Below are 12,342 nucleotides of genomic sequence, written 5' to 3'. Positions count from 1 at the left end.
GCGTGCTCGTAGACATGTACGCACACGCCACCTCATCGCCACGACGGGAGACGTCCTGACCATGCCCGGCACCGGCAGCAACGGCTCCGTGACGCGGAGCACCCTGCGGCAGCAGATCGCGGACGCGCTGCGGGACGAGGTGCTGGCAGGCCGGCTGCAGGCGGGGCGGGAATTCACCGTGAAGGAGATCGCCGAGCAGTACGGCGTCTCCGCGACACCGGTCCGCGAGGCGCTCGTCGACCTCTCCGCGCAGGGCCTGCTGGAGGCCGACCAGCACCGCGGGTTCCGGGTGCACGAGTACTCCGTCGAGGACTACCGCGGCATCCTCGAGGCCCGCGGCCTGGTCGTCGACGGCATCTTCCAGGTCCTGTCCGCCGACCCCGCGGGCACCCGTGACCCCGACGACCCGCGCGTCCACGCCGCCGTCGTCGGCGTACGCCGCCGCGCCGAGGAGGCGCAGCGGGCCGCCCTCGCCGGCGACCTGACCGTGCTGATCGGCTACGACCTGCGTTTCTGGCGCGAGCTCGGCGCCCTCTTCGGCAACCCGTACCTCGCCGACTTCCTGCACCGGCTGCGCGTGGAGTCCTGGGTCTGCGCGGTGCAGCACCTGCGCGGCCTGGACGACCTGCGCGGCCGGCTGTGGTCCCGGCACACCGAACTGGTCGAGGCCCTGATGCGCCGGGACCTGGTGACGGCCCGCGCGATCATCGCCGCCTACGACGCCGACTCCCTCGCCCTGATCGAGCGGCTGGCGTCCGGGTGAGCGCGGATCCTCCCGGCGTACCGGCGAGCGGGCCTGCCGGTGCCGGTCCCGCGAGCGGACGACGGCGCCCCGCGGGACGGCTCGGAAAAGCCGGTGGGCGGACCCGGTAGGCGGGCCACGGAGTATGGGTATGGGACCTGCACGAAGGGGGACCCGCATGAGAAACCCGCGTGGAGTCCGCGCGAGGACCCGCACATCGAGCCCGCGCGAGGGGATCCGCCCCCTAGCCGCACCGACTACCCTTCCCTGACCACTGTGCTACGCCTGAGCCACGCCGTGCGACCGCTGTGTGAGGAGCCCTCTTTTGGCCTGTGACCTGTGGCTGGTACCGCTCGTCGACGTGTTGTGCCACACGCCCGACAACCCGTTCGCCGAGGAACTCGCGCAATACAACACCGTGCTCGCCGAGGCCGGACTGCCGCCGGTGCCGGTGTACCAGTACATGCCTGGCCTGTCCGGTGACGTCGCGCCGGTCGCCGGATTCGACTACGACGCACTGCACTTCCTGCGCCGCGCCTACCTGCTCCAGGTCTGCGGCCTGCCCGTCACCCCGGTCGACGAACTGGGCGGCGACTACGAGCAGCTTCTGGAGATGTTCGAGTCGACGGCCAAGCAGTCGCACCTGGTCTGGCACTACGACCACGCGGGCGCCTACGTACCCGTCGACTTCCCGGACCCGCTCTCCAGCGATGAACTCCTGGCGGGCGGCGGCCCGCTCGGCTCCTCCCAGTCCCTCCTGCGCGAGCTGGAGTTCGTGGGCCAGGCGATCGGCATCGACCCGGCCAACCCTCCGGCCGCCCCCCAACCCCCGCAGGGCCCCACGGCCCTGGAGGAACCGGCCGTCCCCGCTCCCTACGACCCGAGCCCCTTCGCCCGCGAACGGCATGTGTGGCTGGGGCTGCACGCGGCGGCGACGCGAAGCCTGGCGCAGGGGTCGATGATCGTCTTCAGCTGACCCGTCCGGAGCCGCCCTACTTCATCTTGGCGAGACCCTTCTGCAGGTCCTCGGCGTTCATCACCGGCGTGTAGTCCAGATCGGCGCCCAGCTCGTAGAAGAGCGGCTCGGCGATCGACGGCATCTCCGACGGGTCCTGGAGGTCGAAGACCATGTACATCGTGCGGACCCCGTGGTCGGTGGTGAAGTAGGCGGATTCCGGCTTGATCTTGTCCATGAGCCCCTTCACCACCTGGGGCATCTTGCCGCTGCGAATGACAGCGTTCGACTTCTCCGTGTCGAGATGGGCCTGGAGCAGCACGCGCATGACGCTCACCTTCCTCTGTTCGCCGCTGAGTCGTACGGCATCACGTTATGGGCGGTATGCGCGCTTCGCTCACTCACTGCTCCATCAGGAGAAGGGGCGCCCCGACGGGACGCCCCTTCTCCTGACATCGGCTCACAGGAACGAGTTGATCTCGATCGTCTCGTCCCGGCCCGGGCCCACACCGATCGCGGAGATCGGCGCACCCGACATCTCCTCCAGCGCCTTGACGTAGGCCTGGGCGTTCTTCGGGAGGTCGGAGAACGACTTGGCCTTCGAGATGTCCTCGGACCAGCCGGGCAGCATCTCGTAGACCGGCTTCGCGTGGTGGAAGTCGGTCTGGGAGTAGGGCAGTTCCTCGACGCGCTTGCCGTCGATCTCGTAGGCCACGCAGACCGGGATCTGCTCCCAGCCGGTCAGCACGTCCAGCTTGGTGAGGAAGAAGTCGGTCAGGCCGTTCACACGGGTCGCGTAGCGGGCGATCACCGCGTCGAACCAGCCGCAGCGGCGGTCACGGCCGGTCGTCACGCCCCGCTCGCCACCGATGCGGCGCAGCGCCTCGCCGTCCTCGTCGAACAGCTCGGTCGGGAACGGGCCCGCGCCGACGCGCGTGGTGTACGCCTTGAGGATGCCGATCACGCGGCTGATCTTCGTCGGGCCCACGCCGGCGCCGGTGCAGGCGCCGCCCGCGGTCGGGTTGGACGAGGTGACGAAGGGGTACGTGCCGTGGTCGATGTCGAGGAGCGTGCCCTGGCCGCCCTCGAAGAGGACCACCTTGTCGTTCTCCAGCGCCTGGTTGAGGACCAGGACGGTGTCGGCGACGTACGGCTCGATCTTCGCGGCGTAGCCCAGCAGCTCCTCGACGACCTGCTCGACGGCGATCGCGCGGCGGTTGTAGAGCTTGGTCAGGACCTGGTTCTTGACGTCGAGGGCCGCCTCGACCTTCTGGGTCAGGATCGACTCGTCGTACAGGTCCTGGACGCGGATACCGACGCGGTTGATCTTGTCGGCGTAGGTCGGGCCGATGCCGCGACCGGTGGTGCCGATCTTCCGCTTGCCGAGGAAGCGCTCCGTCACCTTGTCGACCGTCACGTTGTACGGCGTGATGATGTGCGCGTTTCCGCTGATGAGGAGCTTGGACGTGTCGACGCCGCGCTCGTTCAGACCGCTCAGCTCGGAGAGCAGGACCGACGGGTCGACGACGACACCGTTGCCGATGACCGGGGTGCACCCCGGCGACAGGATTCCGGAAGGGAGCAGGTGCAGGGCGTACTTCTGATCGCCCACGACCACCGTGTGGCCGGCGTTGTTACCACCCTGGTAACGCACCACGTAGTCGACGGAGCCGCCTAGCAGGTCCGTCGCCTTTCCCTTGCCTTCGTCACCCCACTGAGCACCGAGCAGCACAAGTGCGGGCACGCGCGTACACCCCTTCCGGGCGGGGCATGTCCAAGGTCAGGGGTGTACACGGAGGGTCTCCGCCGTGTACACCACGATCGGTGGCGACCGTCGTTGGCCGCACGCCGTCGGACCGGATGGCCCCGGAATAGACGAAGCCCCTGGCGCAATAGCGCAAGGGGCTCTTGCACAAAGATGCTACCCGAGGAAGCGAGGCATGGCCGAGGTGGCGACTTTCGCGACGTCCGATCAGCTGCTGGTGGTGATCGATCCGCTCGCTCACAGGACGGACGGGGAGTCCGTGAGGATCGCGAAAGACGTGCTCAGCGCGGGTGCGGCGACGAAGGTGTGCCTGCCGGACGGTCCGGACGAGTTCGCGCGGGCCCTGGCCCGGCGCGGGTCGCGACGGCCGGTGCTCGTGGGCGACGACCATGCGCTGACGCGGGCCGTGTCGCTTTTGCACCGGCAGCGGGAGCTGGCCGAGTGCGTGCTGTCGATGGTGCCCGTCGGGCGGGTGCTGTCCCTGGCGGACTCCCTCGGGGTGCCCACGGGGGCGGTGGCGGCGGCCCGTGCCGTGCTGGAGGGCGCGGAGCGGCGCCTGGACCTCCTCGTGGACGACAGCGACGGCGTGGTGCTGGGCGCGCTGCGGATCCCGCCGGTGCGGGACCTCGACGCCGAGCCGGCAGGGGCGACCGCGGTGGGAGCGGGTGTCTCACGGCCGTGGCTGCGGACCTGCCAGTCGCTGGTACGGACCCTGGTGCCGGCCCGGGGCACACTCCCCGCGGTGTCCGGGCCGTCGCGGCTGCGCGTCGAGGTCGACGGGGCGACGCTGGTGGACCTCGACCAGCCGGTGGAGGCGGTGTCGGTGACGCCGGGGGCCACCGGTGTGGCCGAGGTGGAGGTACGGCCGTCCTCGGTGGGCGCGGAGGCCGCCCCGCTGCGGGCCGAAGGGCGCACGGTGACGGTGTCGGGCGCCCACTTCCGCTACCGGGCCGACGCGACGGTCTCGGGGCCGCTGCGCAGACGGACCTGGACCGTGGGGGAAGGCGGGTTGCGGCTGGTGCTGCCGGGGCGGTGAGCGGGGAGCGGTGCGGGCTGCGGGGGCGGTGAGCGGGGAGCGGTGCGGGCTGCGGGGGCGGCGAGCGGGGAGCGGTGCGGGCCGCCGGGGCGGTGAGCGGGGAGCGGTGCGGGCCGCCGGGGCGGCGAGCGTGGGCTGCCGGGTGTCCCGGGCGGGAGGCCGACGGCCCCGGAACTCCTAGCGGGGGCTTCCCCGGCCGAAGGCCTGGTCCCGGTGCTCCCGCCACCGTTCCATCAGCTTGCCGAGTTCGCCCTCCAGGTACTCGAAGAAGGCGAGCGTCTCGGCGATGCGCTGCCCGCCCGGGGACGCGGGTCCGAGGCTGTCGACGCCCTCGCGCAGGGTCTGCTCCCAGCGCTTGAGCACGGCGTCGCGGTTGGTCAGCGCCTCGTACCACTGGTCGCTGTGCACCCGGTACCGCTCCCGTCGTGAGCCCGGCTCGCGCTCGCGCGAGACCATGTGCACCTGGGCGAGGTAGCGCACGGCCCCTGAGATGGCCGCCGGGCTGACCTGGAGCTGCTCGCCGAGTTCGGCGGAGGTCATGGCCCCGGAGTCGGACGCGAGCAGCGCGGCGAAGACCCGCGCGGCCATGCGCTGCATCCCGGCCTCGACGAGCTGCGCCGCGAAGCCCTCCACGAATTTCGACACGGCCTCCGCGTTCCGCCCGGACTCGGCTGATTCCGTCATGCGCCCATCCTATCGATGATTCAGTAACTTCCTTAACTTCACAAACTTCTGAAGTAAGCGTACGTTTCGAAGCATGACGAAGGCACTCACGGTCTGCGGGCTGCACAAGTCGTTCGGCAGGACCCATGCCCTCGACGGGCTCGATCTGGACGTCGAGGCCGGCGAGGTCCACGGCTTCCTCGGCCCCAACGGCGCAGGCAAGTCCACCGCCATCCGCGTCCTGCTCGGCCTGCTGCGCGCAGACTCCGGCAGCGCCCAGGTGCTCGGCCGCGACCCCTGGGCCGACGCGGTGGAGGTGCACCGCCGGATCGCCTACGTCCCCGGCGACGTCACCCTGTGGCGCAACCTCTCCGGCGGAGAGGTCATCGACCTGTACGGCCGGCTGCGCGGCGGCCTCGACAAGAGGCGCCGGGCCGAACTGATCGAGCGGTTCGAGCTGGACCCGACGAAGAAGGGCCGCACCTACTCCAAGGGCAACCGGCAGAAGGTCGCCCTCGTCGCCGCGTTCGCCTCCGACGTGGACCTGCTGATCCTCGACGAGCCGACCTCGGGCCTGGACCCGCTGATGGAGGAGGTCTTCCAGCACTGCGTGGTGCAGGAGCGCGAGCGCGGCCGTACGGTCCTGCTGTCCTCCCACATCCTCAGCGAGGTCGAGGAACTGTGCGACCGGGTCAGCATCATCCGCAAGGGCCGTACGGTCGAGAGCGGTTCGCTCGCCGACCTGCGCCATCTGACCCGGACCAGCGTGACGGCCGAACTGGCGGGCCCGCCCAACGGGTTGTCGCGCCTGCCCGGCGTCCACGGCCTCGACGTCCAGGGTCACCGCGTCCGCCTCCAGGTCGACACCGACAAACTCGACGCCGTTCTGCGGTCGCTCAGCGAGTCCGGCGTGCGATCGCTGACGTCGACGCCGCCGACCCTGGAGGAGCTGTTCCTGCGGCACTACCAGAACGACGCGAGCGAGGTGGCCCGATGACCGCCACCGCCTCCGGGGTACGGCCGTCAGGCTCGCGCCAACTCGCCGGCACGGGAACGCTGTTGCGGTTCGCGCTGCGCCGCGACCGGGTGATGATCCCGGTCTGGGTCGCCGTGAACGCGCTGATGATCCTCTCCATGCCGAACACGCTGGAGAACCTGTACGCCACCCCGGCCGAGCGCGCCGACCTGGTGCGGGACACCGCCGCCAACGCCTCATTCCGCGCGCTGATCGGCCCCGTTCTCGGCGACTCGATCGGCGCCCTGACCGCCTGGCGGGTCGGTGTGTACGCGGGCGCGCTCGCGGCCGTGACGAGCCTGCTCCTCGTCGTACGGCACACCCGGGACGAGGAGGAGAGCGGCCGTCAGGAGCTGGTGGCCTCCGGGATGGTGGGGCGCCGGGCCTCCCTGACGGCCGCGCTGCTGACGGCGGGCGTCGCCAATGCCGTGCTCGCCCTGCTGGTGGCGGCCGGACTCGCCGGTCGGGGCGCTTTTGGTGCGCTGGCCTTCGGGCTCGGGCTCGCCGGGGTCGGCATGGTCTTCGCGACGCTGGCGGCGATCGTCGCCCAGTTCACCCAGAGCGCGCGACTGGCGCGGGGGCTGACGGCAGGTCTGCTGGGCGCCGCTTTCGTCCTGCGCGCGGCGGGCGACTCGGCGTCGGACGACGGCTCCTCGGTGCTGACGTGGGTGTCACCGCTGGGCTGGCTGGAGAACCTGCGGCCCTTCGCGGGCGAACGCTGGTGGGTGCTGCTGCTGTTCGCGGCGGCGGCCTCGGCGCAGGGCGCGGCCGCGTACGCGCTCGCCGGACGCCGCGACGTGGGCATGAGCTTCCTGCCCGCCCGGCCGGGCCCCGCCGAGGGCCGCCTCGGCACGGCGGGCGCCCTGGCCTGGCGGTTGCAGCGCGGCGGCGTGCTCGGCTGGAGCATCGGGTTCTTCCTCGCCGGGGTCGTCTACGGCGGGCTGACCGACGGCGTGGCCGACATCGTCGGCGGCAACGAGAAGGCGCGTGAGATCTTCGCGCGCATGGGTGGGCAGGCGGGGCTGACGGATGCGTTCCTGGCATCGATGATCGGCATGCTCGGCCTGGTCGCGGCGCTGTTCGTCGTGGCGTCGGTGCTGCGGCTGCACGGCGAGGAGACCTCGATGCGGGCCGAACCCGTCCTCGCGAACGCCGTGGGCCGACTGCGCTGGGCCGCCGGGCACCTGGTGATCGCCTTCACCGGCTCGGCGCTGATCATGCTGCTCGCGGGGCTCGGCTTCGCGGCCGGTCACGGCAAGCAGGTCGGCCCGATCCTGGGGGCCTGCCTGGTGCAGCTCCCGGCGGTGTGGGTCGTCGGCGGGCTGGCGGTCCTGCTGTACGGGGTGCTGCCGCGGGCGGCCATGGCGGCGTGGGGTGTCGCCGGGGCGGTGCTGCTGCTCGGGTGGGTGGGGCCTGCCCTCGATGTGCCGCAGGCGGTGCTGGATCTGTCGCCGTTCGGGCACCTGCCGAAGCTGCCGGGCGGGGAGATGCAGTGGCGGCCGGTGCTGGTCCTGCTGGGGCTGGCGGTGGTGCTGGTCGCCGCGGGGCTGGCGGGGTTGCGGCGGCGGGACGTGACCACGTGAGCGGTCTCAGTCGACGTACTGCTTGAGCTCCTCGGTGTCGAGTTCGATTCCGACGGGGTCAGGGAGAGCGACCTTGCCGCCGAGCCTGACCACGTGGATGTCGCGGTAACCGTCCTCCAGGTCCGGATCACTGTGTACGAGGATGGACAGGTTGTCCCGGTCGATCAGCAGATAGACCGGGATACCCGCCTCGGCGTACGCCCGAGGCTTCTCGACCCGGTCGCGCCGATGGGTGTCAGAGTCGTAGGACGTGATCTCGACTGCCATCAGCACGCCCCGGGGGTCGGCCCAATCCCCCTGGCCCACGAAGTGATCGACAGGGGCGAGCACGCCGTCGGGCCGGGCACGGCCCTTGCGGTATGCCTCGACCTTGAGCCCCTGAAGAGGATTGAGGTCCAGCTCTGGCCGAGCACGCATGCACTGACGGATCAGCCACATGGTGATCGCGCCGTGGTTGCCGTTTGTCGATTTCCTGAGCCCGATCCGTCCGTCGATGAACTCGAACCTGACGGTCTCGTCCTCCCGCTCGGCGAAATCAGCGATCCGCTCGAACATGTCCACCGACAACTGAGACGACGCACGCTCTGCCATAACCGTCATGGTGCCTCCCTTCGCAGGCAGGCACCAGCTTGACGAGGCAGCGACGACCACGAACGGGGTTCGCTCGGCGATCAGCCGGACGAGTGATCACCCCACCTCGACGCTCAGCCCCTCCAGCCCCCGGATCACAAAGTTCGGCTTCCGCTCCGGCTCCGCCGCCGGCCGCAGGGTCGGTGCCCGCTCCAGCAGCGCCGCCATCGACGCCGCCAGCTCGATGCGGGCCAGCGGAGCCCCGATGCAGTAGTGGATGCCCGCGCTGAAGGAGATGTGCGGGTTCTCCTTGCGGGTGAGGTCGAGGCGGTCGGGGTCGGCGAAGACCTCCGGATCGTGGTTCGCGGAGCCGAACAGCATCGCGATCTCCGAGCCCCGCGGGATCACCGTCCCGTCGATCTCGATCTCGTCCAGCACCCAGCGCTCGAACAGCTGCAGCGGGGTGTCGTAGCGCATCAGCTCCTCGATCGCGGACGGGATCAGGGAGTGGTCGGCGCGCAGGGCGGCGAGCTGGTCGGGGTTGCGGAACAGCGCCCACCAGCCGTTGACCGTGGCGTTCACCGTGGCCTCGTGGCCGGCGTTGAGGAGGAGGACCGCCGTGGAGATCATCTCCTGCTCGGTGAGCCGGTCGCCCTCGTCGTGGGCCTCGATCAGGCCGGACATCAGGTCGTCCCCCGGCTCCTTGCGGCGGGCCGCGATCAGCTCCGTGAGGTAGTCCGAGAACTCGACCGACGCACGCACCGCCCGCGCCGCCGTCTCCTCGGACGGGTTCAGCTCGTACATCCCGCAGATGTCCGCCGACCACGGCCGCAGCTGCGCCCGGTCCGACTCGGGGATGCCCAGCATCTCGGCGATCACCGCGACCGGCAACGGCTCCGCCACGTCCGCCAGCAGATCGCCGCCGCCCTTCTCGACCAGCGCCGACACCAGATCCCCGGCCAGCCCCCGCACATACGGCTTCAGTCGCTCCACCGTGCGCGGCGTGAACGCCTTCGACACCAGCCGCCGGATCCTGGTGTGGTCCGGCGGCTCCAGGTCGAGCATCCCGTGGTCGTTGAGGACGTGGAACGGCTCGTGCTCCGGCGGCGGCGCCGTCCGCCCGAACTCCTCGTGGGTGAAACGGTGCTGGTACGTCCGGCCCAGGCGCCGGTCCCGCAGCAGCGCCGAGACGTCCGCGTGGTGCGGCACCAGCCACTGGTTCGTGGGCTCGAAGCGGTGCACCCGGCCCCGGGCACGCAGTTCGGCGTAGGCGGGGTACGGGTCGGCCAGGAACGCCGGGTCCCACGGGTCGAAAGCGAGGTCGGATCGAGCTGCCATGCACGGACGTTAGTCCGCCGTCCCCCTCTGTGACCAGGGGTCTAGAGGGTGCTGAAGTCGGGAAGCGTGACCGAGCCGTCCTCGGCGAGCGGGAACCCGGGGTTGTACGCGACCTCCCAGGCGTGCCCGTCGGGATCGACGAAGGCGCCGGAGTAGAACCCGATCGCGTTGACGGCCGCCGGCTTGGTCACGGTGCCGCCGGCCCGCTGCACCGCCGCGAGCAGCGCGTCGACCTCCCCTTGCGAGCGGACGTTGTGCGCGAGGGCGATCCCGCCGAACCCACCCGCCGGTCCTGGCTCCACACCGCAGTCCCGCGCCAGCTTCTCCCGCCCCCACAGGACCAGTCCCAGGCCGCCCGCCTGGAAGAACACGGTCTCCTCGACCTCCTGCCCGCGCCAGCCCAGGGCCTCGTAGAAAGCCTTGGAACGGGCGAGATCGGAGACTCCCAGCGTGATCAGAGTGATGCGCTGTTCCATGCCCTCACCGTAGCCCCGGCGGCTCAGCCCGGAGTGACCAAGCGCGCCTCGTAGGCGAACACCGCCGCCTGCGTACGGTCGCGCAGGCCCAGCTTCACCAGGATCCGGCTGACGTGGGTCTTGATCGTCGACTCGGCCACCACCAGCCGCTCGGCGATCTCCGCGTTCGACAGGCCCTGGGCGATCAGCACCAGCACCTCCGTCTCCCGCTCGGTCAGGTCCCCGTAGGCCGCGTGCGCGGAGGACATCGCGCGCGGGGCGTCGGACAGCTTCGAGAATTCCGTGATCAGCCGCTTCGTCACCGAAGGCGCGAGCAGCGCCTCCCCGGCCGCCACCACCCGCACCCCGTCGGCCAGCCGGCGGGCCGAGGCGTCCTTCAGCAGGAAGCCGGAGGCTCCCGCACGCAGCGCCTGGTACACGTACTCGTCGAGATCGAAGGTGGTCAGCACCAGCACCTTCGCCGCGCCGTCGGCCGCGACGATCTCCCGGGTGGCCTCGATGCCGTTCAGCTCCGGCATGCGGATGTCCATCAGCACCACGTCGGGGTTGAGTTCCCGTACCCGCTCCACCGCCTCGCGGCCGTTCACGGCCTCGCCGACGACCTCGATGTCCGGCATCGCGTTCAGCAGGACCGAGAAGCCTTCGCGCACCATCATCTGGTCGTCCGCGATGAGCACCCGAATGTTCATCAGCCGTCCTCTGCCGTCACGGCGACCGGCAGGAACACCGTCACCTCATAGCCGCCGTCCTCGGTACGGCCCGCCGTCATCTCCCCGTTCAGCATGGTGACCCGCTCCCGCATCCCGGTGATGCCGTGCCCCGCGCCCGGCGAGGGCTTGAGGAGGGCCGGCGCGGGCGGCGGGCCGTTGACTATGCGCAGGCCCAGGCCGCCGAGGACGTACCCGATCTCGACGCGGGCGCTCGCACCCGGCGCGTGTCTCAGGCTGTTGCTCAGGGCCTCCTGGACGATCCGGTACGCCGACAGCTCCACCCCGGGCGGCAGCTCGCGCACCCCGCCGGTCACCGCCTTCTCCACGGTCAGTCCCGCGTCCCGCACGTTCGCCAGCAGGGCGTCCAGGTCGCCCAGCGTGGGCTGCGGGGCGTCCGGGGCCTCGTAGTCCTCGGCGCGCACGACGCCCAGAACGCGGCGCAGCTCGGTGAGGGCCGCCACCGCGTTCTCCCGGATGGTGGCGAAGGCCCGCTCCAGCTCCGGCGGCGGGTTCTCCACCCGGTAGGGGGCGGCCTCCGCCTGGATGGCGACGACCGACATGTGGTGGGCCACGACGTCGTGCAGCTCGCGGGCGATCGTGGTGCGCTCCTCCAGCAGGGTGCGCCGGGAGCGCTCCTGCGCGGTCTCCGTCTGCTGGGCGGTGACCTCCTGCCTGGCCTCGCGGCGAATGTGCCGGACGGCGACGCAGAGCAGGATCATCGCCGATACGACGAGCATGGGTCCGGTGTTCGTGCCGTAGTAGTAGCCGGGGCCGAATCCGGCCTCCGCCAGGAGGCCGTACGCCGCCGTCAGCGCCCACATCCATGCCGCCGTACGCGGCCGGGTGCGCACGGCCACGACGGTCAGCACCGCCAGATGGCAGGCGAAGGCACCGGGAGCCCACGGCCAGTCGCCCAGGCTTCCGCCGAGCACCGAGACGACCGGGGTGGCGGCCATGGACAGCCAGAAGGCCCCGACGGGGCGCGCCATGGTCAGCAGGACGGGGAGGGCGCAGAGCGGACCGATCAGCAGGGACGGCCCGCCGCCGTCGACACTGCCGATGGCCAGCGTGAGCAGTGCGGCCGCGGTGACCAGGGCGTGCGCCCGCCAGGCCGCGTACTCCCTCAGGCGGCCGGGCAGTCGCCGGGTCAGCGGGCCGTCCACGGGCAGGCGGGACAGCGGGCGGTAGGCGAACGCGTCATGGAACAGGTCCTGCCGCAGCCCGTGCAGGGCATCCGCAGCCAGCCGGAACTCCGGGCTGCGTGGCTTGGCGCCGTCGCCCTTCGGCGGGGTCGGCATCTGGGTCGTCTCGGTCACGTACAGAACGGTAGGCGCACAGTGCTGCCGCGGTCGTCCCCAGTGAGAGGGATTCCTTCGGGTCCCTCTCAGGTACTACGGGTATCACCGCAGGTCGTCGGGTGCCGGGGCGTCGAGGCGCCGGGACGCCAGGTGGCCGCGGCGCCGGGTGGCCGGGGCGCCGGGTCCCGCAG

13 protein-coding genes are annotated in these 12,342 nt (G+C 71.3%); 5 read left to right on the top strand and 8 right to left on the bottom strand.

Annotated features, from left to right (window positions below; all coding sequences use genetic code 11):
* The first annotated feature begins 61 nt into the window (after positions 1–61).
* A complete protein-coding gene (locus tag ACFYNL_RS18385) occupies positions 62–763 on the top strand; it encodes a GntR family transcriptional regulator (RefSeq protein ID WP_388804105.1) in 702 nt (233 codons plus the stop codon).
* Between the two features lie 304 nt (positions 764–1,067).
* Positions 1,068–1,718 carry a hypothetical protein gene (locus ACFYNL_RS18380; protein WP_388804102.1) on the top strand — a complete coding sequence of 217 codons (651 nt, stop codon included), beginning with the start codon at positions 1,068–1,070 and terminating at the stop codon, positions 1,716–1,718.
* 16 nt (positions 1,719–1,734) lie between these two features.
* On the opposite strand, the gene ACFYNL_RS18375 is transcribed toward ACFYNL_RS18380, so the two are convergent.
* Positions 1,735–2,025: a hypothetical protein gene (locus tag ACFYNL_RS18375; RefSeq protein WP_388804100.1), complete on the bottom strand. Its 291-nt coding sequence runs from the start codon at positions 2,023–2,025 to the stop codon at positions 1,735–1,737.
* 132 nt (positions 2,026–2,157) lie between these two features.
* Positions 2,158–3,441, bottom strand: coding sequence for an adenylosuccinate synthase (locus tag ACFYNL_RS18370; RefSeq protein ID WP_388804097.1), 1,284 nt, complete (start codon positions 3,439–3,441; stop codon positions 2,158–2,160).
* A gap of 196 nt (positions 3,442–3,637) precedes the next feature.
* On the opposite strand from ACFYNL_RS18370, the gene ACFYNL_RS18365 reads away from it, so the two are divergent.
* Positions 3,638–4,498: a diacylglycerol kinase gene (locus ACFYNL_RS18365; protein WP_388804094.1), complete on the top strand. Its 861-nt coding sequence runs from the start codon at positions 3,638–3,640 to the stop codon at positions 4,496–4,498.
* Positions 4,499–4,675: 177 nt separating this feature from the next.
* Here ACFYNL_RS18365 and ACFYNL_RS18360 read toward each other — a convergent pair whose 3' ends face one another.
* Positions 4,676–5,182, bottom strand: coding sequence for a GbsR/MarR family transcriptional regulator (locus ACFYNL_RS18360; RefSeq protein WP_388804090.1), 507 nt, complete (start codon positions 5,180–5,182; stop codon positions 4,676–4,678).
* A 73-nt stretch (positions 5,183–5,255) separates the two neighbouring features.
* Between ACFYNL_RS18360 and ACFYNL_RS18355 the strand changes: the two genes are divergently transcribed.
* Both ACFYNL_RS18355 and ACFYNL_RS18350 read left to right on the top strand, forming a co-directional pair.
* On the top strand, positions 5,256–6,158 hold the full coding sequence (locus tag ACFYNL_RS18355) for an ATP-binding cassette domain-containing protein (RefSeq protein WP_388804087.1): 903 nt from the start codon (positions 5,256–5,258) through the stop codon (positions 6,156–6,158).
* A complete protein-coding gene (locus tag ACFYNL_RS18350) occupies positions 6,155–7,759 on the top strand; it encodes an ABC transporter permease (RefSeq protein ID WP_388804084.1) in 1,605 nt (534 codons plus the stop codon). Before ACFYNL_RS18355 ends, ACFYNL_RS18350 begins: the two co-directional genes overlap by 4 nt.
* A gap of 6 nt (positions 7,760–7,765) precedes the next feature.
* Here the strand turns inward: ACFYNL_RS18350 and ACFYNL_RS18345 are convergent, their stop codons facing one another.
* The 5 genes from ACFYNL_RS18345 to ACFYNL_RS18325 form a co-directional block, all read right to left on the bottom strand.
* Positions 7,766–8,359: a Uma2 family endonuclease gene (locus tag ACFYNL_RS18345; RefSeq protein ID WP_388804602.1), complete on the bottom strand. Its 594-nt coding sequence runs from the start codon at positions 8,357–8,359 to the stop codon at positions 7,766–7,768.
* Between the two features lie 87 nt (positions 8,360–8,446).
* Positions 8,447–9,667, bottom strand: coding sequence for a cytochrome P450 (locus tag ACFYNL_RS18340; RefSeq protein ID WP_388804081.1), 1,221 nt, complete (start codon positions 9,665–9,667; stop codon positions 8,447–8,449).
* Positions 9,668–9,708: 41 nt separating this feature from the next.
* Positions 9,709–10,143: a VOC family protein gene (locus ACFYNL_RS18335; RefSeq protein WP_388804078.1), complete on the bottom strand. Its 435-nt coding sequence runs from the start codon at positions 10,141–10,143 to the stop codon at positions 9,709–9,711.
* Positions 10,144–10,166: 23 nt separating this feature from the next.
* Positions 10,167–10,832: a response regulator gene (locus ACFYNL_RS18330; protein ID WP_388804075.1), complete on the bottom strand. Its 666-nt coding sequence runs from the start codon at positions 10,830–10,832 to the stop codon at positions 10,167–10,169.
* Positions 10,832–12,169 (bottom strand): sensor histidine kinase, encoded by a 1,338-nt coding sequence (locus tag ACFYNL_RS18325; RefSeq protein WP_388804072.1) that lies wholly within the window; start codon positions 12,167–12,169, stop codon positions 10,832–10,834. The genes ACFYNL_RS18330 and ACFYNL_RS18325 overlap by 1 nt, the downstream gene beginning before the upstream one ends.
* Between the last annotated feature and the right edge of the window lie 173 nt (positions 12,170–12,342).

Origin of the sequence: Streptomyces sp. NPDC007808, from assembly GCF_042868655.1 — a bacterium.
In the GTDB taxonomy this organism is placed as follows: Bacteria; Actinomycetota; Actinomycetes; order Streptomycetales; family Streptomycetaceae; genus Streptomyces.
Note: the sequence above shows the minus strand (reverse complement) of the source record. Positions and strands in the feature narration are given on the sequence as shown.